This window comes from Streptomyces sp. NPDC004788, from assembly GCF_053601115.1.
This window is the reverse complement of record NZ_JBSGBF010000014.1, coordinates 73,147-95,195: the sequence shown is the minus strand read 5'-3', so window position 1 is coordinate 95,195 and position 22,049 is coordinate 73,147. Positions and strand designations below refer to the sequence as shown.

Below are 22,049 nucleotides of genomic sequence, written 5' to 3'. Positions count from 1 at the left end.
CGGGGTGTGTACGAGCCGACCCAGCTGCGCACCTTCCTGGCCGTCGCGCAGACGCTGAGCTTCACGCAGGCCGCCCGGCGGCTCGGCCTGCGCCAGTCGACCGTCAGCCAGCATGTGCGGCGCCTGGAGGAGGCGACCGGTCGGCCCCTGTTCGTCCGCGACACGCACGGCGTGGAGCTGACCGAGGACGGCGAGGCGATGCTCGGCTTCGCCCGCTCGATCCTGGAGGCGCACGAGCGGGCGGCGGCCTTCTTCACGGGGACGCGGCTGCGCGGCCGGCTGCGGTTCGGGGCGTCGGAGGACTTCGTGGCGACCCGGCTGCCGGAGATCCTGGAAGGCTTCCGGCGCGAGCACCCCGAGGTCGACCTGGAGCTGACGGTCGAGCTGTCGGGCACGCTGCAGGCCCGGCTCGAAGCGGGCCGGCTCGACCTCATCCTGGCCAAGCGGCGCGGCGACCAGCCGGAGCTGGGCGGCGAGGAGCTGGTCTGGCAGGACACGCTGGTGTGGATCGGCGCGCCCCGGCTGCGGCTCGACCCGGACCGCCCGGTACCGCTGATCGTCTTCCCGCCGCCCGGCATCAGCCGCGCCCGCGCCTTCGAGGCGCTGGAGGCGCAGGGCCGGCCGTGGCGGATCGCGTGCACGAGCACGAGCCTGAGCGCCAACGTGGCGGCGGCCCGCGCCGGGCTCGGCGTGATGGCCCACACCCGGGGCCTGATGCCGCCCGGCCTCGTCGAACTGCCGGCCCGGGCGGGGCTCCCGGAGCTGGGCGCGGTCGACTTCGTGCTGCGCAAGGGACGGCGGCGCGGGCCGACCCAGGACGCGGCGGACGCGCTGGCCGCGGCGATCCTGGCGGGCGGCGACCGCCTCCAGCGCCCGCGCGGCGGACCACGGCACGACACGTAGCCGCCGTGCGGCGGGCTCGACCCCGCGTCGTCCCGTGATCAGCCCGTACAGATTCCGTGGAGATTCCCTCCCACCAGGGCTTACCGGCGGTCACACAACGGGCCCCGGGAGGCCCCTCCTGCCCGGCCTTCGGGCCCTGACCTGCCGCGACGCGCAATGTCGCGGGCTTGGTGAAGCCCCTCCCGTCCGGCTGCGGCGTGGGGTAGGTTCACCCGCGCCGTACGGAGCGCGAGATCGAGCGGGGCGAGGAGCAGGCCAGTGCGCGAGTTCACCGTGCCGCCCGTCGAGGCGGCGCCACAGGTCGGCGGTCTTGCGGACGTGGTGTTCGACCGCGCAGAGCTCCAGCCGGATCGGGCCGTACTCGGGCGCAAGGACGCCGAGGGGCAGTGGCGGGACGTGACGGCGGCCGGGTTCCGCGACGAGGTCCTGGCACTGGCGAAGGGGCTGATCGCGCAGGGAGTGCGGTTCGGCGACCGGGTCGCGATCATGTCGCGCACCCGCTACGAGTGGACGCTGTTCGACTTCGCGCTGTGGACGCTCGGGGCCCAGCCGGTGCCGGTCTATCCGACGTCGTCCGCCGAGCAGGTGCTGTGGATGCTGCACGACGCCGAGGTGACGGCGTGCGTGGTGGAGCACGAGGACCACGCGATGACGATCGGTTCGGTGATCGACCGGCTGCCCCGGCTGCAGCGGCTCTGGCAGCTGGACTCGGGCGACGGCGCGGTCGCCGAGCTGACCGCGGCGGGCGCGGAGATCGACGAGGACGTGGTGCACCGGCACCGGCGGGCGGTGACGCCCGAGTCGGTGGCGACGATCATCTACACCTCGGGGACCACGGGCCGCCCCAAGGGCTGTGTGATCACGCACGCGAACCTGATGTTCGAGTCGGACATGGTGATCGGCCGCTGGGAGCCGGTCTTCCGCTCCAGGCCCGGTGACGAGGCGTCCACCCTGCTCTTCCTGCCGCTCGCCCACGTCTTCGGGCGGATGGTGGAGGTGGCGGCGATCCGGGGCGGGGTGAAGCTGGCGCATCAGCCGGTGCTCGCCGCGGCCGAGCTGCTGCCGGACCTGCAGGCGTTCCGCCCGAGCTTCGTGCTCGCCGTGCCGTACATCTTCGAGAAGGTCTTCCACGCCGCCCGCCGCAAGGCCGAGGGCGACGGCAAGCGGGGCGCGTTCGACAAGGCCGTGGACGTGGCGGTGCGCTACGCGGAGGCGATGGAGCACAAGGCGTTCGGGATCGGCCCGGGGCCGTCGGCCGGGCTCCGGATGCAGCACCAGTTCTTCGAGAAGACGGTGTACGTGAAGGTCCGCGAGGCGCTCGGCGGCCGCGTGCGGCACGCGATGTCGGGCGGCTCGGGGATGGACCGGCGGCTCGGTCTGTTCTTCGAGGGCGCGGGCGTCACGATCTACGAGGGGTACGGCCTGACGGAGTCGTCCGCGGCGGCGACGGCGAACCCGCCCGAGCGCACCAAGTACGGGACGGTCGGCCAGCCCGTGCCGGGCACGACCGTGCACATCGCGGAGGACGGCGAGGTGTGGCTGCACGGCGGTCACATCTTCTCCAACTACCTGAACAACGCGCAGGCCACCCAGGCCGTCCTGAACGACGGCTGGCTGGCGACCGGCGACCTGGGCGTGCTCGACGAGGACGGCTATCTGACGATCACCGGGCGGAAGAAGGAGATCCTGGTGACCTCGGGCGGCAAGAGCGTCTCGCCGGCCGGCCTGGAGGAGCGGGTGCGGGCGCATCCGCTGGTGGCGCAGTGCATCGTGGTCGGCAACGACCGGCCTTATGTCGCCGCCCTGGTGACACTCGATCAGGAGGCCGTGGAGCACTGGCTGTCGATGCAGAACCGGCCGCCGCTGCCACCGGCGGACCTGGTGCACGACGCGGCCCTGGAGACGGAGATCCGGCGGGCGGTGGTGGCGGCGAACACCCGGGTGTCGCAGGCGGAGTCGATCCGCACGTTCCGGATCCTGGCGCATCCGTTCAGCGAGGAGCACGGGCTGCTCACGCCCTCCCTCAAGCTGAAGCGGAAGGCGATCGAGCAGGCGTACGCGGCGGAGGTCGAGGCGCTGTACCGCTGATCCGCGTACCGCTGATCCGTCCGCATCGTCGCCGCCGCGGAATGCGATCACCGCGGTGATCGTTGACGCTGGCAGGAGTACCCCTGACCCCTGACGACCCCGACGACGTAAGGATCCGCCTCTCGTGAGCACGGACAACAAGGTGCCCTTCCTCAAGCTCAACAACGGCGTGCAGATGCCGCAGCTCGGCTTCGGTGTCTGGCAGGTCGCGGACGACGAGGCCGAGCGGGCCGTCGCCACGGCCCTGGAGGCCGGCTACCGCTCCATCGACACGGCAGCGGCGTACGAGAACGAGACGGGCACCGGCAAGGCGCTGGCCGCCTCGGGCCTGCCCCGCGAGGAACTGTTCGTCACCACCAAGCTGTGGAACAGCCAGCAGGGCTACGACTCGACGCTGCGCTCCTTCGACGCCTCCCTCGCCCGGCTCGGCCTCGAGTACGTGGACCTGTACCTGATCCACTGGCCGGTGCCGGCGAAGGACGCGTACGTGGACACGTACAAGGCGTTCGAGAAGATCCTGGCCGACGGCCGGGCGAAGGCCATCGGCGTGTCCAACTTCCTGCCCGAGCACCTGGAGCGGCTGATCGGCGAGACCGAGGTCGTGCCCGCCGTCAACCAGATCGAGCTGCACCCGCAGCTCCAGCAGGCCGACGCCCGCGCGGTGCACGCCCGGCTCGGCATCGCGACCGAGGCGTGGTCGCCGCTCGGCTCGGGCCGGGGCCTCCTGGAGGTGCCGGCGATCGTGGCGATCGCGCAGAAGCACGACCGCACCCCGGCCCAGGTGGTGCTGCGCTGGCACCTCCAGACCGGGAACGTGGTGATCCCGAAGTCGGTGACGCCGTCCCGGATCCGGGAGAACATCGACGTCTTCGACTTCGAGCTCGACGCCGAGGACCTGGCCGGGATCGCCGCGCTCGACGAGGGCCGCCGCCTCGGCCCGAACCCGGCCGAGTTCAACATGGGTGCCTGACCGTCGCGCCCGAGTGCCGGACCGGACCTGGCCGGGATCGCCGCGCCCGAGTGCCGGACCGGACCTGGCCGGGATCGCCGCGCCCGAGTGCCGGACCGGACCTAGCCGGCCCGCCGCGCCGTGTGGACCGTCCGGGCCGTCAGCAGGAAGACGTCCGGGCGGCGGTGCAGGGAGAGCGGGTCGGCCGGGTCGAGCAGCCGGTCGAGGGCGGCGCGGTCGTCGTCCGCCACGCGCTCGGCCAGGCCCTCCCGCAGGCGCGTGTAGTGGGCGACGACCTGGGCGCGCACGGCGTCGGGCAGCGGCGCGGGCACGTCGGCGAGGAAGCTGCGCGTGCCGCTGGGCGTCAGCCCGGCGGCGGTCAGCAGGGCGGCCCAGTCGTCGATCTCCTCCTTGCTGTCGGGCAGCGCGGCCCGCATCTCGCCGAACCAGTCGGCGTGCGCGGCGTCGATCCGGGCCTCCAGGCCAGGGCGGCCGACGCCCACGTTCCACGGCAGGTGACGGGCGGGCAGGCCGCCCTCGGCGAGGGCGATGACACCGCCGGGGTTCAGCACCTCGGCGAAGGAGACGAGGGCCGCCCGCTGGTCGCCGATGTGGTGCAGCGAGTGGCTGGCCCAGATCAGGTCGGCGGTGCCGAGCGTGCCGAAGTCCTCGGGGAGTTCCGCGCGCAGGGTGACGACCCGGTCGCCGAGACCGCGGGCGTCGGCGCGCTCGCGGGCGAGGGCGAGGAGTTCCGGGGTGGCGTCGACGGCGACGACCTCGGCCTCGGGGAACGCCTCGGCGAGCAGCGCGGTGACGACGCCGGGGCCACTGCCGACGTCGAGGACCCGGCGGACCCCGCCGGCCGGGGTGAGGGAGGCGAGCCAGGCGGCGGCCTCCGTGTAGAGGGGGCTCTGGGTCTCGGCCTGCTGGGTGAGCAGCGGGGCCAGCTCGGCCCAGTCGAGGTCGGTGTGGTCGTGGCCCCGGCCGGAGCCGTGTCCGTGCCCGTGCCCGTGGCCCTGCTGGTGGCCCTGTCCGTGCTTGTGCCCGTCGTGGGCCCCGTGGTGTGCGCTCATGGGGAAAGCGTGCGCCGCCCGTGCCGGGAACGCGAGGAAACTTGCCGTTCCGGCAAACGCACCGGCCGACTGTCCCCTCTCCTCAGCGGCACCCGCGGTGCTCCCGCGGGCTGATCCCGTGCACCCGCTTGAAGGCGGCGCCTACGCGGCCCGCGCGGTCGCTCAGGAGTAGCGGGCGGCCAGGGTCCGCACGGTGGCGGCGATCCGTTCGCGGAGGTCCTCGGGCGCGAGGACGTCCACCTCCGTGCCGAGCGCGAGCAGGCTGTCGTGGGCGTGCTCGGGGCCCTCGACGGGCAGCGTGCACCGGGTCCAGCCGTCGGGCTCGGGCGTGCCGTTCTCGGCGAGCGCGCGGGCGGCGGCGCCGGTGAGGCGTGCCGCGCCGCGCGGCGAGATCCGGACGACGACCTCGCCCCGGTGGAGCCGGGCGTGGAAATCGGCCTGGCTGTCGCGCCAGTGGGCGGCCAGGTCGAAGTCCTCGGGAACGACGGCCTCTTCGTCGGTGACGGTGAGGTCGAGGATCTGGTCGACGCGATAGGTGCGCGGCCCGGACGCACTCCCGGGCACACCCCCGGACCCGCTCCCGCGCTCGGGTCCCGGCGCGCTCCCGGCGACCAGGTACCAGCGGCCGGCCTTGAGCACCAGGCCGTACGGGGCGAGCCGCCGGTCGACGTCGGTGGGCTCCTTCCAGCGCCGGTAGCGCACGGCGAGCACCCTCCCCGTGCGGACGGCGTCGGCGAGTTGCGGCAGGAACGGCATCTCGCTCTCCTCCTCGTACCAGCCGGGGGCGTCGATGTGGAAGCGGGTGCGCAGCCGGTCCACGTGCTCGCGCAACGGCGCCGGCAGGGCGGCCCGCAGCTTGAGCTGGGCGTCGGCGAAGTGCCCGCCGAGACCGAGCGCCTGGGCGGCGACAGGCAGCCCGGCGAGCACGAGCGCCTCGGCCTCGCCCGTGCACAGATCGGTGAGCAGCGAGCGGCGGCCGGCGAGCAGCTGATAGCCGCCGCGGTGCCCGGCGTCCCCGTACAGCGGCACTCCCGCGGCGTGCAGCGCCTCCACGTCCCGGTAGACGGTGCGGACGGAGACCTCCAGCTCCGCGGCGAGCTGGGCGGCGGTCATCCGGCCGCGGGTCTGGAGCAGCAGCAGGATCGTCAGAAGACGGCTGGACTTCACTGACACAAGATGTCAGTGAAGCGTTCCTACAGTCCAGGCATGGCTTTCCACGAGAAGAACCTGCTCGTCCTGCCGCCGGTCGAGATCGCGGGCCGGCACGTCAAGCGCTACCACGTCCCCGCCCTCGGCTCGGCGGGCATCGAACCCGAGGTGGAGAAGGCGGCGTACGCCGTGCTGCCCGAGCTGTTCCCGGAGCCGGACGACACCCCGCCGGCGAGCTTCGTGGTGCTGCACCGGGGCGGCGACACCGGAGCGTACCTCAACGTCTACAGCTGGACGTGGGACAACGTACTGCACTTCGCGGGCGCGGCCGCGGGCCAACCGGCCCTGGACTGCCCGGACCTGGATCCGACCCACTTCGTCCGCAGCGACCCGTCCGTCCGCAACTGGATCGGGTGCGTCTGGGAGTTGGGGCCGCTCGGCCACGAACGGGACGCCTGGGTACGGCACATGCTCGCTCCCGAGATCCCCGACCTGGCGGGCTACCTCGGCGACGCCCTGACCACCGGCACGACGGGCGCCGGCGCGGGGGCGAGCGCGTGAGCGGCGGCGGCTTCGACTTCCTCGACGGCGGGTGGACCGTCCGCAACCGCCGGCTCGCCGACTTCCTCGATCCGACAAGCGGCTGGGAGGAGTTCGACGGACACACGACCGGCCGGCTCTTCTGGGACGGGCGGGCGCACGTCGACGAGATCGTGTTCCCCACGAAGGGCTTCAGCGGGCTGACCCTGCGGCTGTACGAGCCGGAGAGCGACGAGTGGACGCTCAACTGGTCGAACAGCCGCACCGGGCGGCTTGAGCCGCCCGTGCGCGGGCGGTTCGGCGCCGACGGCGCCGGCGAGTTCTTCGGCGACGACCACTACGCGGGGCGGCCGGTGCGGGTGCGCTTCCGCTGGTCGGGGATCAGTGCGGAGACGGCCCGCTGGGAGCAGGCGTTCGCGTCGGCCGGGAGCGAGGCGTGGGTGGTGAACTGGGTGATGGAGTTCAGCCGCGCCTGACGTAGCAGGCCAGCCGGTATGCGGGGTCGGCGCGGGGGCGGTCCTGGTCCGGGAGGCCGGCGAGGGCGGCGCACAGGGCGTCGACGTCGTCCGGGGTGCCGCGGAACCAGGAGGCGTAGTAGCCGCTGCGCAGCTTCTCGGCGGTGCGGCGCGGCGTCGTGCCCTGGCCGTGGCCGGTGAAGGTGGTGCCGGACGCCGGTCCCGGCGCGGGGGCCAGGCCGTGGGCGGCGGCGTACGCGGTGATGCGGTCGGCGCGGTCCGAGCCCGCGTCGGGCGCGCGGTGCGGGCGGAGCACGGCGTCGATGTCGCTGCCGACGTCGTGGGCGGCGTCCTTGTCGACGGTGGTCACGAACACTCCGCGGGGGCGCAGCACCCGGGCCGCCTCGGCGACGATCTCCGCCGCGAAGGGCACGAGGTGGAGCAGCCAGACGGCGCTGACGGCGTCGAGCGTCCCGTCCGGCAGCGGCAGCCTGCGGGCGTCGGCGCGCACCGCCCGGCCGGGCAGGCGCCCCGTGGCGGTGCGCACCATCGCGTGGGCGGCGTCGGCGCCGTACACGGCGAGTCCGGGCCGGGCGAGACGCTCGGTGACGAGGCCGGTGCCGCAGGCGAGGTCGAGCAGGGTGCGGGTGCCGGGCGGCAGCAGCCGCAGCACGGCGTCGGCCGCGGCGGCGGCCCGCGGCACCCCGCCGCGGGTCTCGTCGTAGTGCGCGGCCTCGGCCTCGTAGTCGAGAATCGTCGTCTCCCCCATGCGGGGATCGTACGTCGGGCCGGTCAGCTCGCGCCGTGGCCGGGCGCCACCGCCTCGATGCGCTCGGCGAGTTCGAAGTCCTTCTCGGTGACCCCGCCGGCCGTGTGGGTGTTCACGGACACGGCGACCGTGTTGTAACCGAGCGTCAGATCGCTGTGGTGATTGAGCTCCTGCTGGATCTGGGCGACGTGGACGACGAGCGCGGTCGCGGCGAAGTGGTCGGCGAGCTCGTAGCCGCGGGTGATGCGGTCGCCGTCGAGGGACCAGCCGGGGAGCTCCCGCAGGCGGTCCTCGATCTCCTTCTGCGACAGGGGCTGAGTGGGCACGTGTGCTCCCTCCGTGAGGTGCGCCGACAGGCGCGCTGGGCGTTGCGGGGCGGGCTGGATGGTGTCGGAGCGGTCCCCGGGGAGAACGTACCCGGGTCCCCCTCTGGGATACCGTCTGCCCATGACGACTGTCGCGACCGACACGGGTGTGGGCCCCCTGCTGCGCGGCTGGCGGGAGCAGCGGCGGCTCAGCCAGCTGGAGCTGGCACTGCGCGCGGACTCCTCCGCACGGCACATCTCCTTCATCGAGACCGGCCGCTCGCGGCCGAGCGAGGAGATGATCCTCAGGCTGGCGGAGCACCTGGACGTGCCGGTGCGGGAGCGCAACGCCCTTCTCCTCGCGGCCGGTTACGCCCCGCGCTACACCGAGTCGGCGCTCGACGCCCCGCAGCTGGAGACGCTGCGCGAGGGCATCGAGCAGCTGCTGCAGGGCTACGAGCCGTATCCGGCGCTCGTCGTGGACGGCTCGTACACGGTGGTGGCGGCCAACCGGGGCATCCAGCTGCTGCTCGCGGGCCTGCCGGAGCATCTGCTGACGCCGCCGCTGAACGCCATGCGGATCACCCTGCATCCGGAGGGTCTCGCGCCGCGGATCCGGAACCTGCGCGAGTGGCGCGGGCATCTGCTCGCCCAGATGGAGCGTCAGATCGGGCTGGCCCGTTCGGAGGCGCTGCGCGCGCTGTACGAGGAGGTGGCGGCGTATCCGCTGCCGGAGGGGACCACGGACCCGGGCGACCGGGAGGATCCGGAGCCGTACCCGTACTTCGCGCTGCCGCTGCGGATCGAGCACGACGGGCACGTGCTGTCGTTCGTGTCGTCGATCTCGACGTTCAACACGCCGATGGACGTGACGGTCGCCGAGCTGGCCATCGAGACCATGCTCCCGGCCGACCCGGCGACGGTCGCGTACCTGCAGTCGCTCGCTCAGGTCACCGAGTAGCCGCCGCCCGCAGCGCGGACCACTGGAGCCCGGCGAAGCCGGCGACGGTGACCGCCTGGAGGAGCGTCCACACGGTGCCGGCCGTGGTGGGCGCCAGCCAGTCGACGAGCGCGACGACGCTGAGCACCGCCCACAGCAGGTTGGCGTCGACGACGATCTTCACGCCGAGGGCCGGCGGCTGCGGACGGCTCGCGAGCCACGCCACGCCGGCCGCGAACACGGTGAGGAAGACGCCCAGTTCGAGCAGGAGTCCGCGGTCGACGCCGAGGAGCTCGCCGAGCGGGCCGGAGACGGCGAGGTAGGCGAGGCCGTTGCCGCCGGTGACGACGGCGTCGAGGGCGAGGAAGCGGCGCACCATGGACCGCGGCTGGGTGGTGCGGGAGAGACCGGCGAGCAGGGCCTGGGACATGGCGGATCACCCTCCTGGGAGGCGCTGTGGTGACGGGTTCGGGGCCGGGGCCCGGACGGAGTGCGCCGCCCGGGACCCGGTGCTGATGAGCATGCCGGGGGCCGCCGCACCGGTCGATTACGTTGGAGGTAATGGCTGGGCCTGGCGGCCCGGGGCGGCGGTAGGGTTCGCGCCTGACCGGCCGGATCACCCCGGCCTCGGCACACAGGCGCATGCAGGGGGAATCACCGTGGCGGGCAAGGGAAGATCGCATCGGTCGCACATGGTCGCGACGGAGGAGGAACACAAGGTCACCCCGGCCGAGCTGTTCTTCGACCTCGTCTTCGTGTACGCGATCACGCAGGTCACGGCGCTGATGGCGAGCGCGCCGTCGCCCGTGCGGGTGGTCGGCGGCATGACGGTGCTCGCGCTGCTGTGGTGGTGCTGGTGCTGCTTCTCCTGGCTGGGCAACGTGGTGCGGGCCGACTCGGGCGGGCTGCTGGCGGTGCTCGTCACGGTGATGGCCGTGGTGTTCGTGGTGTCGCTCGCGGTGCCCGAGGTCTTCGCGGACGCGACGGGCGGCCTGCCCGCGCCGCTGGTGTTCGTGCTCAGCTACGGCGCCGTGCGGGTGCTGCACCTCGTCTCGTACTGGATCGCCAGTCCCGGCGACACGGCCCTGCACCGCACCCTGCGGCGGACGGCGCTGCTGTCCGTGGCCCCGCCGTTCGCGCTGCTGCTCCTGGGCTGCACGTACCACGGGACGCCCCGGCTGCTGCTGTGGCTGGGGGCGGTCGTCATCGACTACGGCGGGATCTACGTGACGGGCTCGTCCGGCTGGCGGATCAACTCCCCAGGTCACTTCTCCGAGCGCTACGGCCTGATCGTGATCATCGCGCTCGGCGAGTCGATCGTGGCGATGGGCGTCGGCATGGCCGGTTTCCCGCTGACCGTGGCGGTGCTCGGCGCGTGCGCGGCGGGTCTGCTGCTGTCGGCCGGGCTGTGGGCGCTGTACTTCCGGCGCTTCGGGGAGCCGGCCGAGCACCGGCTCGCCGCTCTGGACGGCGACGCGCGGACCCGGTTCGGCCGGGACGTGTACACCTTCCTCCATCTGCCGCTGGTCGCCGGCGTGGTGCTGGTCGCGCTCGGCATGAAGAAGGTGCTCACGCAGGTCGCGGACACCGCCGACTACGGGCTCGCCGAGCCGCTGCACGGCACGGTGGCCTGGTCGCTGACGGGCGGGGTCGGGGTGTTCCTGCTGGGCGCGGCGGCGATCGTGCTGCGCTCGTCGGGGCCGCGGCCGACCGCGCTGCTCGTGGCCGGGGTGTGCTGTCTGTTCGCCGGGCCGCTGGTCGCCCGCGTCCCGGCGCTCCTCGCGCTCGCGCTGCTCGCGCTGGCGGTGCTCGGTCTCGTCGCGGTGCAGGGCCGCCGGATGCGTACGGCTGACGTGGCCTGAGCCTGACGGGCTGACGGGCTGACGGGCTGACGCGAGGCCGGCGCCTGACCGGCTGACCGGCATGTCGCGAGGAGCCGGACGCGGGGCGGGCCGCAGGCCGCCGGGCATCGCCGGGGCGAGGTGACCCGGGCCCCAGGCCGAGGCCAGGCCAGGTCCGGGTTCCGGTCCGGGCCGCATCCGGGCCCGGACCCCGGGCCGAGGCCAGGCCAGGTCCGGTCCCGGTCCGGGCCGCATCCGGGCCCGGGCCCCGGGCTGAGGCCACGCCACGTCCGGGTCCGGGCCCGCCCGGGCCGGGCGCGGGCGCGACGACACCCCGGGTGCAGGCCCGGGCCCCGGCCGGTCCGGGCCGGGGCCGTCGGATCAGTGCGTGCGGCCCTCCGGCTCGGTGCGGGTGGGCCGTGCCGAGGCGGCGGTTCCGGTCGCGCGCTCCGGTTCCGGTTCCGTACGGGCTTCGGTACGGGGTTCCGTACGGCGGTCGTGGCGCGCGGCCTCCGCGCGCAGCAGGGCGTTGAGCACGGCGAAGGGGTCGGCGGGCATGGCGAAGCTCCTTGCGGTGGAGGGGTGAAGGGGGTGCTGGGGAGGCCGGGGCCTCTCAGCACCGCATCACCGTCGACCGGGGAGCTTCGGCTCGCGGACTGGGCGCGGACGGTACGGGAAGGGGCGCGGGGGACGTGCCGGGCGCCGCGCTCCCGGTCCGCTGGGGCGGCGCGGGACGCCGTACCGCTCGTACGGGAGCGGTCGCCTCGTGCTGTTCGGCGGCGCCGTGGGTCTCCGCGCCCGGGTCGGCGGCCGCGCTGACGCCGCGCGTCTCGGCCTCGGCGGCCGTGGTCGCCGCTCCGGCGCCGGCGCCCGCGCCGAGCAGCGCGGCGAGCACGAGCAGCACCGCGAGCGCGCACCGGACGAGGGGCCTCACGGTGATCCGTACTGCCCCGCGCGACGGCCGGGCCTACCTCGCCGGCCCGGATTTCACCCCATCCGGGGTCATCCCTCCGGGATCTCCGGGGTTCCGGGCGCCTCCCCGGTCTCCGCCGGCCGCGAGGTCGCGCCGCCCGCGCGGGCCTTGCGGGCGGCCATCACCGCGTACACGAGGACGCCGACGAAGAGGAAGAGCACGCCCTGGTAGACGGCCGCGTAGCCGGATCCCGCGACCAGCCACAGCGAGAAGCCGAAGGCGGCGAGGGCGAGGACGCCGTCGCGGGCGAGACGGGCGCGGGAGACCTTCTCGCGCTGCCCGGAGAGCAGGAAGTGGATCTGCGCGGCGGTGGAGAGCAGGTAGGGCACGGTGGCCGTGAAGGTGGTGACGAGGACAAGGATCTCGAAGACGCCCTTGGTGCCGGCCGTGTAGTTGTAGACCGTCAGGAGCGAGGCGAGGACGACGGTGACGACGACGCCGACCGTGGGGACGCCGCGCCGCTTGACGGTGAAGACGTTCGGGAACAGGCCGTCGCGGGCGGCCGCGTAGGGCGCCTGGGCACTGAGCAGGGTCCAGCCGTTGAGCGCGCCGAGGATGCTGACCATGGCCATGCAGGCGACGGCGGCGCCGCCCCAGGACCCGCCGAACATGATGTTCGTGGCGTCGGAGAACGGCGCGGCGGAGTGGACCAGCTTGTCGTGGGCGACGGTGCCGAAGACGGAGAGCGTGCCGAGCAGGTAGACGGCGGCGGCGCCGAGGGTGCCGAGGACGGTGGCGCGGCCGACGTTGCGGCGCGGGTCGCGGACCTCGCCGGCGCTGACGGCGGCGGACTCGACGCCCAGGTAGCTGAAGAGCAGGATCGCGGCGGAGGCGGAGACCGCGCCGAGCGGGCTGCCCCCGCTCGCCTGGAACGGGCCGAGATTGGCCGGATCGAAGAAGAAGAGCCCGCCGACGGCCACGACGAGCAGCGGCACGAACTTCAGCACGGTCGCGACGACCTGCACCGCGCCCACGTACCGGGTGCCGGCCAGGTTGGCGAGGCCGGGCAGCCACTGGAAGGCGAGCGCGGCGGCGATGGTGGCGAGCTTGGACTCGTGGACGGGCACGAGCACGTCGAGGTAGCCCACGGCGGCGACGGCGAGGGCCGCGTTGGAGACCCAGGCCGTGATCCAGTACGACCAGGCCGCCAGGAAACCGGCGAAGTCACCGAAGGCGGCGCGGGCGTACACGTACGGGCCGCCGGTCTGCGGGAGTCGGCGGGCGAGCCGGCCGAAGACGAGCGCGAGGGCGATGGCGCCCAGGGTGAGCACGCCGAAGGCGACCAGGCTGATGGTGCCGAAGGGCGCGACGGAGGCGGGGAGCAGGAAGATGCCGCCACCGATGATGTTGCCCATGACCAGGGCGGTCGCGACGGGGAGTCCGAAGCGGCGGGCGTGGTTGCGGGGCTGCGGGTCCCGTTCCAGGTGGGGAGTGGGGGGTGCGGTCGTGGCCGTGCTCATGGGGGGTGGTGCGCCTCTCGTCGTACAAACGCCACCATGGTCCGGATGGCGGGACGACGCTCCAAATCACCCGTTTTTGTCCCGTACGGCGGGCCCCTCGACCGGAAGAAATGCTTCCGCGTCCGCGCTCGACGGGGAAATCTCCAGCGGCACCTGAGGGCCCTGGCTCTCCCGCAGCCAGCCCCGCAGCACCTGGTGCACCCGCTCCGCACCCACCAGATCCGCCGGCGGCGGTGTCAGCTCGCGCGGCCAGAGCAGGAAGGGCTGCGTCTGCTCGCCGCCCAGGCCGCCGTGCGAGCCGATCTGCTCCTCGAAGGCGTGCACGGTGCCGGCCTCGGGGTCGTACGTCGAGTTGACCATGATGTCCGCGACGTGCGGGAAGCCGTCGGTGCGCCGCACCGCGTCAGCGGCGCCCGGGCCGAGGCCGGCGAGCGGTCCCTCGTCGTCGGCGAGGTGCGAGAGCGGCACCTCGACGAGTTCGCCGCCGTCGCGGCCCAGCACCACCGAGCCGTGCGCCTCGCTCGCCACCAGCAGGAAGCCGATCCCCGGATGCTCGGCGAGGGCGCGCAGCAGCGCCGGGTGGAGCCGGTCGATCTCCTCGCGGGTCATCCGGTGCGGCACGCCGGGGAAGGAGACCAGGCCGAGGTTGCCGGAGGCGAGGACGACCGGTGCGGGCGCCCGGGCCGCGGCCACCGCCGCCGCCTCCTGCCCTTCCGCGCCGGCCTCGTCCGCCTCGTCCACCGGCCGGTGCAGGGCGCTGCGCAGCGCGTCACGGGCCGCGTCCCGGGCCTCCGAACCGCCCCCCGACTCCGTCCCCGGGCGCCCCCGACGCGGACGGCGCGGCCGGCGGCGCGGCCGGCGCGGCACGGGCAGCCCGCAGCCGGCCCGGACGAGCTCCTTCAGCGTCAGCCCGTAGGCGGCCTCGAAGGTCTCCCCCGGGCTCTGCCCGTGGTCGGAGAGGAGCACGATCCGGTACGGGCGGGGCGCGTGCTCGGCGACCTTGGCGATCAGCGCGAGCGCCCGGTCGAGCCGGCCGAGGACCTGGTCGGTGTCGCGGCCGCGTGGCCCGGAGTGGTGGGCGACCTCGTCGTAGGCGACCAGGTCGGCGTAGACGGCGGTGCGCCCGGCGAGCATGTCGCCCATCACGGCCGCGACCACGACGTCCCGCTCGACGACGGTGGCGAAGGCCCGTACGAAGGGGTAGAGCCCGCCGCGCGAGACCCGCGGCGACTCGCGGCGCAGCCGCGCGCGGACCGCCTGGCCCATCTCCCGGGCGGCCTCGGCGACGAAGGAGCCGGCGGTGCGGACGGCGTTGGCGGCGTCGGAGAAGTACGCGAAGTAGCCGGCGCGCGAGCGGTTGCGGCGGCCCCGGCGGGCGGCCATCGACAGGACGAGCGCGAGCTGGTCGGCGCCGCCGCTGAAGAGGTTGCCGCGGGAGGCCCCGTCGAAGGTGAGCAGCCCGCCGTCGCCGGTGCGCGCGACGGCGCGGCGCTGGAGCTCGACGGCGCTCGCCGGCCGGTTGGAGACCATGAGCCGGCCGGTGTCCTTCTCGTACCAGCGGAAGGCGGGCACGTCCTCGTTGGAGCCGTGCAGGATGCCGAGCTGGCTGGCGCCGGTCTGGCTGGACCAGTCGGTGCGCCACGGGGTGAGGGTGTGGCTGCGGGCGAGCCAGTCGGCGACCGTGGGCATCCGGCCGGCGGCGACGGCGTCGGTGAGCACCCGGTGGCCGACGCCGTCGAGTTGGAGGAAGACGGTGCCGGGCACGGTCTCGGCGCCCTCGCCGGCGATCCGGGGGCGTTTGCGGTCGGTGAGCCGGTAGAGCCGGCGCCGGTAGGCCTCGTCGTCGCGGACGGCCAGCCCGGTGGAGGTCGCCGAGGCGACGGCGGACATCACGGCGGCCACCACGACGGCGGTCTCGGGGGTGGCGGCGCCGCCCCCGTCGGGGATCAGCCGGAGCGCGAGGAGCAGCAGCGAACCGTTGAGGAAGAACGCCAACAGGCCGAGCACCAGGGCCGGTACGAGCAGCAGGGCGCGCACGATCAGCGGCCAGACGAGCGCGGAGAGCAGACCGAAGGCGCCCGCGCCCAAGGCGGCGGTGAGCGCGATCCGGGTGACGCTGTCGCCGTCGGCGGACTGCAGCTGGAAGTCGGGCAGCAGTCCGGCCAGGACGAGCATGGTGAGGGTGGACACCGCCCACACCGTGACGACCCGCAGCAGCGCGCTCCCCGCGCTCCGCCAGCGGCCGGGACCCCCGCGCCTGTCACCCACGCCGCTCACCCACGCCGTTCACCCATGCCGCTCGCCCACGCCCGTTCGCCTTTCACCCGTTTCCTGCTTCAAGCGTGGCACAACGGGCCCGTACTTCCGCCGCGATGGGGACGTTGTGACGAGGGGGATGAGGGGGATGAGGGGGATGAGGGGGATGAGGGGGATGAGGGGGATGAGGGGGATGAGGGGGATGAGGGGCATGAGAGGGACGACGGGGACAACGGGCAGGGAGGCGAGCGCCGCCTCAGGAGCCGTCGTACCCGGCGGTGGGCATCGACAGCCTGCGGTGCACCCCCGCCTTCATCGGTGCGTCGTACGCGGGTTCGTCGAAGCCCGCGGTCTCCAGGCGCACCCCACGCCGCGCGCACTCGTCGAAGAAGCGCGGCACGTCCGTCAACGCGCGGGCGAGCACCCGCTCGTTCGGCGCGACGAAAAGGTTCACGGCACCCTCGTCGACGTCCGACCAGAGTGCCTCGTGGTCGGGCCTGATGCCGTAGCAGAACAGCTTTCGCGTCACCGTGTAGCCCTTGTCACCGGCCCAGCGGTCGCACATGGCGTGCTGGGTGCGGGTGTCGACCAGAAAGGGGTCGTCGTCGAGCTCTTCGAGCGGGGTGAGGCTGGCGATCGCCGCCACCCGAACGTCGTCCATGGAGCGACCCTACTGCGTTACCGGGTCCCCGAGGAGGGGTCCGGTATACCAACTGGGGTCGGTCCGGTGAAGACCGGCCACACCGGCGGCTCCGGACATTTACCCTCGTTACGGAAGGGTCCTGACCGGGAAGCCCCGGCCGGGGCCGGCGGGCGGCGACGGAAGAGGGCGGCGTGCCGGTGGAGGTCACCTGGTGGGGTCATGCCACGTGCACGGTCGAGGACTCCGGGGTCCGCTTCCTCACCGACCCGCTCTTCGCGCGCCGCCTCGCCCATCTGCGGCGCAGGCGCGGCGCGCCACCGCCGCCCGAGGCCGCCCGCGCCGAGGCCGTCCTCGTCTCCCATCTGCACGCCGACCACCTGCATCTGCCCTCCCTGGCCCGGCTCGCCCCGGGCACCCGGCTGATCGTGCCGGGCGGCGCCCCGCGTGCCGTCCCGGCGCTGCGCCGGCTGCTCCGCGAGCGGGGCCTGCGGATGACCGAGATCGTGCCCGGCGAGGAGGTGACCGTCGAGGGCGTGACCGTACGGGCCGTGCCCGCGCGGCACGACGGGCGCCGGCTCCCGGTCGGCCCGCACCGCTCGCCCGCGCTCGGCTACGTGGTGGAGGGCGAGGCCCGCACCTACTTCGCCGGGGACACCGGGCTGTTCGACGACATGGCGGAGGCGGTCGGCCCGGTCGACGTGGCCCTGCTCCCGGTCGGCGGCTGGGGCCCGTACCTCGGACCGGGCCACCTCGACGCGGGCCGGGCCGCCGTGGCGCTCGCCGCGCTGTCCCCGGCGGCCGCGGTGCCCGTGCACTACGGCACGTACTGGCCGATCGGCATGGACGCGGTCCGGCCGCACGAGTTCCACTCCCCCGGCGACGAGTTCGCCCGCCACGCGGCCCGGCTCGCCCCGAAGGTCGCGGTGCACCTGCTCGGCCACGGGGAGCGGGTCCGGCCGGAGGTGGCGCGATGAGGCGGGACGGAAGCCGGCTCGGAGGACCGAGCGGGCCGGGGCGCGGCCGCGGGCGGACGGGGGCGGGCGACGGCGGGGCGGGGGCGGGCGACGACAGGCCGACGGGGTGGGCGCGGTGGGGTCGCGGGAGGCCGACGCCGTCGAGTGGGCGCGGGCCGACGAGCCCGGCGACGCGGCCGGGTCGCGGGAGGCCGACGCCGTCGAGTGGGCGCGGGCCGACGTGGCCCGGGGGCCACGGGCCGACACCCTGGAGCGGCATCAGGGCGGCGTGGCCCGGTGGCCGCGGGCCGACACCGCCGAGTTGCCACAGGCCGGCCCGGTCGGGTGGCGTCCTGTGATCGACCGTCTCGTGGCGGCGGTGCGGGAGCTGCCGCCCGAGTCGACGCAGCAGGCCGTCGGCTATCCGTCCCTCTTCCTCCTGGTCGCGCTCGGCGCGCTGCTGCCGGTCGTGCCGACCGGCGCGATCGTGAGCTCGGCCGCGGTGGTGGCCTTCCACCAGACGGAGCCGCTCTCGCTCCTCTTCGTGTTCCTGGTGGCGTCCTGCGCCGCGTTCCTGGGCGATCTCGCGCTGTACTGGCTGGGCCAGCGCGGGGTGCGGTCCCGGGGCGGCTCGCGGTGGCTGGCGTCGCTGCGCGGCCGGGTCACGCCGGAGCGCCTCGCGCACGCGCAGGAGCGGCTGGAGAGCCATCAGGTGTCGGTGCTCGTGCTCTCCCGGCTCGTGCCCGCCGGGCGGATCCCGGTGATGCTGGCGTGTCTCCTCGCCGGCATGCCGCTGCGGCGGTTCGCGCGGGGCGATCTGCCGGCGTGTCTGGCGTGGGCGGCGACGTACCAGCTCATCGGCATCCTGGGCGGTTCGCTCTTCCCCGAGCCCTGGGAGGGCGTGGTGGCGGCGGTGGGGCTGACGCTGCTGATCAGCGCGGTGCCGCCGCTGTGGCGGCGGCTGCGCCGGCAGCGCGCCGAGACGCCCGCAGCGTCACGCGACGAGCACCCGTGAGGCCCCGACGCCCAGGTCCCACAGGTCCTCGCGGGCCAGTCCGGCCTTCTCCCAGGCGGCTCGGACACGGGTGAGGGGTTCGAGGACGGGCTCGGCGGAGAGCACGAAGGTGGCCCAGTGCATGGGGGCCATCCGACGCGCACCGAGGTCCTGGAAGGCCCGGACGGCCTCCTCCGGGTCGGTGTGGACGTCGCCGAGCCACCAGCGCGGGTCGTAGGCGCCGATGGGCAGGAGCGCGAGGTCGATGCCGGGATGGCGGCGGCCGATCTCGCCGAACCAGTGGCCGTAGCCGGTGTCGCCCGCGAAGTAGACCCGGCGGCCGGCCCGCAGGTCGCGGAGCACCCAGCCGCCCCACAGCGAGCGGCAGGTGTCGCGCAGGGTGCGCTTGGACCAGTGGTGCGCCGGGACGAAGTCGAAGCGCACGCCGTCGAGTTCGGCCGCCTCCCACCAGTCGAGCTCGGTGACCCGGCTGAACCGGCGCCGGGTGAACCAGCGGCCGAGCCCGGCGGGGACGAAGACGGGGGTGCGGCGTGGCAGCCGCTTCAGGGTGGGCGCGTCGAGGTGGTCGAAGTGGTTGTGGCTGATGACGACCGCGTCGACCGGCGGCAGGTCCTCCCAGCGGACGCCGACAGGAGTGAGCCGGGCCGGCGTGCCGAGGATGCGGCGCGACCAGACGGGGTCGGTGAGCACGGTGAGACCGCCGATCCGGACGACCCAGCTGGCGTGTCCGGCCCAGGTGACGGCGAGCGTGTCCGGCCCGGCCTCGGGCAGCGGGCCGGGCTCGAAGGGCAGCCGCTGGATGTCCCGGAGCCCTTCGGGCGTGGGGCGGACGGCGCCCTCGCGGGCGAACCGGGCCATGGCGCGGACGCCGGGCAGCGGTGCGGTGAGCCGGTCGGCGAAGCTGCGCGGCCAGTCGAGGCGCAGCCGGCCGACGGGCTGGAGCACGGACGAGGGCGGCGGAGCGGGAGCGACGGGGTCCGGGGCGTGGGGAGCAGCGCGGTCCGGGACATGGGGACCGCCGCGGTCCGGGGCGTGGGGACCGCCGCGGTCCGGGGCGTGGGGAGCGGGGGCGGTGTGCGGGGTGCGGGCGGAGTGCGGGGCCCGGGGCGGCCGGGCCGTCTGTTCCGTCATCTCTGCTGCCTCCGTCTGAATGCTGCTGAATGCTGCGGTTCTTTCACGTGGCTTTGCTACCGGGAGAGTCGGGAGAGTTCGTCGAGGGTGGCTCCGAAGCGGCCCAATGCCGCCGCCACGTGCGGCAGTTCCTCGGGGGCCGGGGCGGTGAGGGCCTCCGTCCGTTCCTCTTCGGTGGTTCCCAGGAAGGCGGCGGTGTCGAACCTGACGCGCAGCGCGCCGAGTTCGTCGCCGAAGCGGTGGCCGCCGGGCACCGGGGTGTCCAGCCGGGCGGTGAGGTGGTTCTCGAGTTCGAGGGAGTCGGCGACGCCGTGGGTGGCGAGTCCGGCGCGCAGCGGACCGAGGTCGGCGTAGAGGTGGCGGCCGGCCTGCGGGGGCCGGGCGAGGGCGCCCGCGCCGAGCACGGCCCGGTGGGCGGCGGCGGCCACCCGTCCGTGCAGGCGGGCGGTGAGCCGGGCCCGTACGGTCACGTCCTCGGGTTCGTCGAGGGCGTGCGCGGCGGCGGGCGCGAAGGGGCCGGGCACGAGGGCGCCGAGCGCGGTGAGGATGTCGAGGGTACGGGCCCGGGGGTCGCCGTAGCCGTCGGCGCGGGCGACGGCGGTCGGCGGGAAGCGGGCGACGGCGCAGGGCCAGGCGGCGGGGGTGAGGGCACCGGCCAGGTCGGTGAGGACGGTGACGTCGTCGGGGCACATCTCGGCGGGGCTGAGCAGCACGGTGTCCTGGGGCCGGTGCAGGGTGTCGCGCCAGGTCTCGTCGCTGATGATGTGCAGCCCCTCGGCGACGGCCGCCTCGCACGCCTCGCGGAGGATCTCGGGCGGGGCGACGGTGGCGGTGGGGTCGTCGGCGACGGAGAGCAGCAGCAGGCGGGGGTGACCGCCCTCGGCGCGGATCCGGCGGACGGTCTCCAGGAGGGCGTACGGGTCGGGCACGCCGCCGCATTCGGCGGGGGTGGGCACGTGGTAGGCGGGGCGGCCGAGGAGCCGGGCCTGTGGGGTCCACCAGGCGGGGCAGGGCCGGGGCAGCAGCAGGTCGCCGCCGTGGGCGGCGATCAGGGCGAAGAGCAGGGGCGGGGCGCCGGGCGCGGCGACGACGTCCTCGGCGTGGGTGCGCAGGCCGCGCCGCCACCAGTAGCCGGCGGCGGCCTCGCGGAGGACGGGCCCGCCGCCGGGCGGTTCGGGCGCGGTGCGGTCCGCGGCGGCGGCGAGCACGGCGGTGAGGCGGGGCAGCACGGGGAGTCCCGGCTCCGGCGCGGGCGGCCCGTAACGCACCGGGCCGCGGCCCTCCGGGGCGGTCTGCCGCATGTCCCGAACCTCCCGAACCTCCGCACGTCCGTACCGGCACAGTTGCCCGCTACAGAGCCCTTTATACGGAGGTTTGGGACGGTTCGCTCCTCAGGCGAGGGTGAGGGGGTGCCGGACGATCGCGTTGAAGAGGTATCCCTGGGTGTTGTGCACGGCCCGCTCGGGCTGGGTGTTCCCGGCGGCGTCCGTCACCCGGGAGAGCAGGGTGGCGGGTCCGGTGCGGTGCGGGTGCCAGGGCGCGGTCCAGCGGACCCAGCCGCCCAGGCGCGGGGCGTCGAGCAGCCGGGCGGGTCGCCAGTGGGCGCCGCCGTCGACGGAGACGTCGACCTGGCGCACGGGCGCGAGGGCGGACCAGGCGCGGCCGGTGAGCCGGTGCGTGCGGCCGGTCTCCAGGGTGGCGCCGAAGGGCAGCTCGTACGCGCTCTTGAGGGTCTGCCGGGTGAGCGGGGCGCTGCCGCCGGGCGGATACGCCTTGCCGAACATCCGGTAGTACTCGGTGGTCCACGGCGAGGCGAGCGGGGCGCGGGACACCTCGATGTCGCCGAGCCACTTGATGGAGGCGATGCCGACCCAGGACGGGACGACGAGCCGGACCGGGTGCCCGTGGTCGTACGGGAGCGGCTCGCCGTTCATCTCGTACGCGAGGATCACGTCGTCGAGCGCCTTGGCGACGGGCAGCGGGCGGCGCACCCGGCCGAGGCTGACGCCGCCGGTGACGTACTCGTCGTCGAGGCCGCGCGGCATCACGTCGACGGCGTCGGCGGCGATCCCGGCGAGCCGCAGCACGTCCGAGAGCCGCGCGCCGCGCCAGCGGGCGGCGCCGATGGCGCCGAGCGTCCAGGGGGTGCCGGTGACCGTCTCGCCCTGCTGGGTGGCGTAGAGGCTGCGACCGTTCCCCGCGCACTCGATGACGGCCGTCCGGGTGACGGCGGGCAGGTCGCGCAGCTGTCCGTAGCCGAAGTGCACGGGACTGCGGCCGTGCAGTCCGTCGCCCCAGACGGTGAGGCGCCAGTCGGCGGCGTCGAGGACGGGGGTGGAGGTGTGGTTGCGGACGAAGAAGCGGGCGTTGGACGTGAGCGGGCCGGTGTCGGCGAAGGACTCGTAACGGGCCTCGGCGTTGGTGCCGCGGATCGTGAAGTACTCGGCCGGCAGCGGCTTGACGATGCCGGAGGCTGCGGCGGCCGGGACGGTTCCGAGCGCGGACAGGGCGGGCGCGGCGGCTAGCGCCTTGAGGAGGGTGCGGCGGGCGGGGGCGGTCATGGGGGCCAGGGTAGGGGCGGGGCGGGGGCGCGGGAGGTCCGTTCA

22 protein-coding genes are annotated in these 22,049 nt (G+C 74.8%); 9 read left to right on the top strand and 13 right to left on the bottom strand.

The features are described 5' to 3' along the window. Positions 1 to 6 precede the first annotated feature (6 nt). From ACWEJX_RS09600 to ACWEJX_RS09590, 3 genes are all read left to right on the top strand, one after another. The gene (locus ACWEJX_RS09600) at positions 7 to 903 is read left to right on the top strand and encodes a LysR substrate-binding domain-containing protein (RefSeq protein WP_451606955.1); all 897 of its coding nucleotides are present in this window, start codon (positions 7 to 9) and stop codon (positions 901 to 903) included. A gap of 258 nt (positions 904 to 1,161) precedes the next feature. Then, positions 1,162 to 2,991: an AMP-dependent synthetase/ligase gene (locus ACWEJX_RS09595; protein ID WP_451606954.1), complete on the top strand. Its 1,830-nt coding sequence runs from the start codon at positions 1,162 to 1,164 to the stop codon at positions 2,989 to 2,991. Positions 2,992 to 3,166: 175 nt separating this feature from the next. Then, complete coding sequence (locus ACWEJX_RS09590) at positions 3,167 to 3,961, top strand: aldo/keto reductase (RefSeq protein WP_451606968.1); 795 nt, start codon at positions 3,167 to 3,169, stop codon at positions 3,959 to 3,961. 101 nt (positions 3,962 to 4,062) lie between these two features. Here the strand turns inward: ACWEJX_RS09590 and ACWEJX_RS09585 are convergent, their stop codons facing one another. Together ACWEJX_RS09585 and ACWEJX_RS09580 are read right to left on the bottom strand one after the other, a co-directional pair. Then, a complete protein-coding gene (locus ACWEJX_RS09585; RefSeq protein ID WP_451606953.1) occupies positions 4,063 to 5,013 on the bottom strand; it encodes a class I SAM-dependent methyltransferase in 951 nt (316 codons plus the stop codon). Positions 5,014 to 5,175: 162 nt separating this feature from the next. Beyond that, the gene (locus tag ACWEJX_RS09580) at positions 5,176 to 6,180 is read right to left on the bottom strand and encodes a helix-turn-helix transcriptional regulator (RefSeq protein ID WP_451606952.1); all 1,005 of its coding nucleotides are present in this window, start codon (positions 6,178 to 6,180) and stop codon (positions 5,176 to 5,178) included. A 39-nt stretch (positions 6,181 to 6,219) separates the two neighbouring features. On the opposite strand from ACWEJX_RS09580, the gene ACWEJX_RS09575 reads away from it, so the two are divergent. After that, on the top strand, positions 6,220 to 6,723 hold the full coding sequence (locus ACWEJX_RS09575; protein WP_451606951.1) for a hypothetical protein: 504 nt from the start codon (positions 6,220 to 6,222) through the stop codon (positions 6,721 to 6,723). After that, positions 6,720 to 7,178, top strand: coding sequence for a hypothetical protein (locus ACWEJX_RS09570; protein WP_451606950.1), 459 nt, complete (start codon positions 6,720 to 6,722; stop codon positions 7,176 to 7,178). The genes ACWEJX_RS09575 and ACWEJX_RS09570 overlap by 4 nt, the downstream gene beginning before the upstream one ends. Here ACWEJX_RS09570 and ACWEJX_RS09565 read toward each other — a convergent pair. Then, positions 7,165 to 7,926, bottom strand: a complete 762-nt coding sequence (locus tag ACWEJX_RS09565; protein WP_451606949.1) for a class I SAM-dependent methyltransferase — start codon at positions 7,924 to 7,926, stop codon at positions 7,165 to 7,167. The genes ACWEJX_RS09570 and ACWEJX_RS09565 overlap by 14 nt on opposite strands. 23 nt (positions 7,927 to 7,949) lie before the next feature. After that, a complete protein-coding gene (locus ACWEJX_RS09560; protein WP_403789652.1) occupies positions 7,950 to 8,252 on the bottom strand; it encodes a 4a-hydroxytetrahydrobiopterin dehydratase in 303 nt (100 codons plus the stop codon). A 121-nt stretch (positions 8,253 to 8,373) separates the two neighbouring features. On the opposite strand from ACWEJX_RS09560, the gene ACWEJX_RS09555 reads away from it, so the two are divergent. Beyond that, positions 8,374 to 9,192 carry a helix-turn-helix domain-containing protein gene (locus tag ACWEJX_RS09555; RefSeq protein WP_451606948.1) on the top strand — a complete coding sequence of 273 codons (819 nt, stop codon included), beginning with the start codon at positions 8,374 to 8,376 and terminating at the stop codon, positions 9,190 to 9,192. Here ACWEJX_RS09555 and ACWEJX_RS09550 read toward each other — a convergent pair. Then, positions 9,182 to 9,601: a hypothetical protein gene (locus tag ACWEJX_RS09550; RefSeq protein WP_451606947.1), complete on the bottom strand. Its 420-nt coding sequence runs from the start codon at positions 9,599 to 9,601 to the stop codon at positions 9,182 to 9,184. The two genes, ACWEJX_RS09555 and ACWEJX_RS09550, sit on opposite strands and share 11 nt — an antisense overlap. Before the next feature lie 262 nt (positions 9,602 to 9,863). Here ACWEJX_RS09550 and ACWEJX_RS09545 point away from each other — a divergent pair, with 262 nt between their 5' ends. Further along, positions 9,864 to 11,033, top strand: coding sequence for a low temperature requirement protein A (locus ACWEJX_RS09545; RefSeq protein ID WP_451606946.1), 1,170 nt, complete (start codon positions 9,864 to 9,866; stop codon positions 11,031 to 11,033). 360 nt (positions 11,034 to 11,393) lie between these two features. Here the strand turns inward: ACWEJX_RS09545 and ACWEJX_RS09540 are convergent, their stop codons facing one another. The 5 genes from ACWEJX_RS09540 to ACWEJX_RS09520 form a co-directional block, all read right to left on the bottom strand. After that, positions 11,394 to 11,570 (bottom strand): hypothetical protein, encoded by a 177-nt coding sequence (locus tag ACWEJX_RS09540; protein WP_451606945.1) that lies wholly within the window; start codon positions 11,568 to 11,570, stop codon positions 11,394 to 11,396. A gap of 55 nt (positions 11,571 to 11,625) precedes the next feature. Further along, positions 11,626 to 11,946 carry a hypothetical protein gene (locus ACWEJX_RS09535; RefSeq protein ID WP_451606944.1) on the bottom strand — a complete coding sequence of 107 codons (321 nt, stop codon included), beginning with the start codon at positions 11,944 to 11,946 and terminating at the stop codon, positions 11,626 to 11,628. Between the two features lie 68 nt (positions 11,947 to 12,014). Then, positions 12,015 to 13,445 carry an amino acid permease gene (locus ACWEJX_RS09530; protein ID WP_451606943.1) on the bottom strand — a complete coding sequence of 477 codons (1,431 nt, stop codon included), beginning with the start codon at positions 13,443 to 13,445 and terminating at the stop codon, positions 12,015 to 12,017. Positions 13,446 to 13,511: 66 nt separating this feature from the next. Next, entirely contained in the window at positions 13,512 to 15,713 is a 2,202-nt protein-coding gene (locus ACWEJX_RS09525) for a phage holin family protein (RefSeq protein ID WP_451606942.1), read from the bottom strand. 244 nt (positions 15,714 to 15,957) lie between these two features. Further along, positions 15,958 to 16,362: a serine integrase family protein gene (locus ACWEJX_RS09520; protein WP_403789644.1), complete on the bottom strand. Its 405-nt coding sequence runs from the start codon at positions 16,360 to 16,362 to the stop codon at positions 15,958 to 15,960. A gap of 173 nt (positions 16,363 to 16,535) precedes the next feature. Here ACWEJX_RS09520 and ACWEJX_RS09515 point away from each other — a divergent pair, with 173 nt between their 5' ends. Together ACWEJX_RS09515 and ACWEJX_RS09510 are read left to right on the top strand one after the other, a co-directional pair. Beyond that, positions 16,536 to 17,318 (top strand): MBL fold metallo-hydrolase, encoded by a 783-nt coding sequence (locus ACWEJX_RS09515; protein WP_451606941.1) that lies wholly within the window; start codon positions 16,536 to 16,538, stop codon positions 17,316 to 17,318. 334 nt (positions 17,319 to 17,652) lie between these two features. Further along, a complete protein-coding gene (locus ACWEJX_RS09510) occupies positions 17,653 to 18,312 on the top strand; it encodes a DedA family protein (RefSeq protein ID WP_451606967.1) in 660 nt (219 codons plus the stop codon). On the opposite strand, the gene ACWEJX_RS09505 is transcribed toward ACWEJX_RS09510, so the two are convergent. The 3 genes from ACWEJX_RS09505 to ACWEJX_RS09495 all read right to left on the bottom strand — a co-directional run bounded on the left by ACWEJX_RS09505 (position 18,292) and on the right by ACWEJX_RS09495 (position 22,004). After that, entirely contained in the window at positions 18,292 to 19,443 is a 1,152-nt protein-coding gene (locus ACWEJX_RS09505) for an MBL fold metallo-hydrolase (RefSeq protein WP_451606940.1), read from the bottom strand. The genes ACWEJX_RS09510 and ACWEJX_RS09505 overlap by 21 nt on opposite strands. A 56-nt stretch (positions 19,444 to 19,499) precedes the next feature. Then, complete coding sequence (locus ACWEJX_RS09500; protein ID WP_451606939.1) at positions 19,500 to 20,744, bottom strand: aminotransferase class I/II-fold pyridoxal phosphate-dependent enzyme; 1,245 nt, start codon at positions 20,742 to 20,744, stop codon at positions 19,500 to 19,502. Between the two features lie 90 nt (positions 20,745 to 20,834). Continuing rightward, positions 20,835 to 22,004: a sulfite oxidase gene (locus ACWEJX_RS09495; RefSeq protein WP_451606938.1), complete on the bottom strand. Its 1,170-nt coding sequence runs from the start codon at positions 22,002 to 22,004 to the stop codon at positions 20,835 to 20,837. Between the last annotated feature and the right edge of the window lie 45 nt (positions 22,005 to 22,049).

Bases quoted from the DNA above. Each gene is read 5' to 3' on its own strand.
- ACWEJX_RS09590 (WP_451606968.1), top strand. From the start codon at position 3,167: ATGCCGCAGCTCGGCTTCGGTGTCTGGCAGGTCGCGGACGACGAGGCC.
- ACWEJX_RS09585 (WP_451606953.1), bottom strand. From the start codon at position 5,013: ATGAGCGCACACCACGGGGCCCACGACGGGCACAAGCACGGACAGGGC.
- ACWEJX_RS09575 (WP_451606951.1), top strand. From the start codon at position 6,220: ATGGCTTTCCACGAGAAGAACCTGCTCGTCCTGCCGCCGGTCGAGATC.
- ACWEJX_RS09565 (WP_451606949.1), bottom strand. From the start codon at position 7,926: ATGGGGGAGACGACGATTCTCGACTACGAGGCCGAGGCCGCGCACTAC.
- ACWEJX_RS09555 (WP_451606948.1), top strand. From the start codon at position 8,374: ATGACGACTGTCGCGACCGACACGGGTGTGGGCCCCCTGCTGCGCGGC.
- ACWEJX_RS09550 (WP_451606947.1), bottom strand. From the start codon at position 9,601: ATGTCCCAGGCCCTGCTCGCCGGTCTCTCCCGCACCACCCAGCCGCGG.
- ACWEJX_RS09545 (WP_451606946.1), top strand. From the start codon at position 9,864: ATGGTCGCGACGGAGGAGGAACACAAGGTCACCCCGGCCGAGCTGTTC.
- ACWEJX_RS09540 (WP_451606945.1), bottom strand. From the start codon at position 11,570: ATGCCCGCCGACCCCTTCGCCGTGCTCAACGCCCTGCTGCGCGCGGAG.
- ACWEJX_RS09530 (WP_451606943.1), bottom strand. From the start codon at position 13,445: ATGAGCACGGCCACGACCGCACCCCCCACTCCCCACCTGGAACGGGAC.
- ACWEJX_RS09520 (WP_403789644.1), bottom strand. From the start codon at position 16,362: ATGGACGACGTTCGGGTGGCGGCGATCGCCAGCCTCACCCCGCTCGAA.
- ACWEJX_RS09505 (WP_451606940.1), bottom strand. From the start codon at position 19,443: ATGACGGAACAGACGGCCCGGCCGCCCCGGGCCCCGCACTCCGCCCGC.
- ACWEJX_RS09500 (WP_451606939.1), bottom strand. From the start codon at position 20,744: ATGCGGCAGACCGCCCCGGAGGGCCGCGGCCCGGTGCGTTACGGGCCG.
- ACWEJX_RS09495 (WP_451606938.1), bottom strand. From the start codon at position 22,004: ATGACCGCCCCCGCCCGCCGCACCCTCCTCAAGGCGCTAGCCGCCGCG.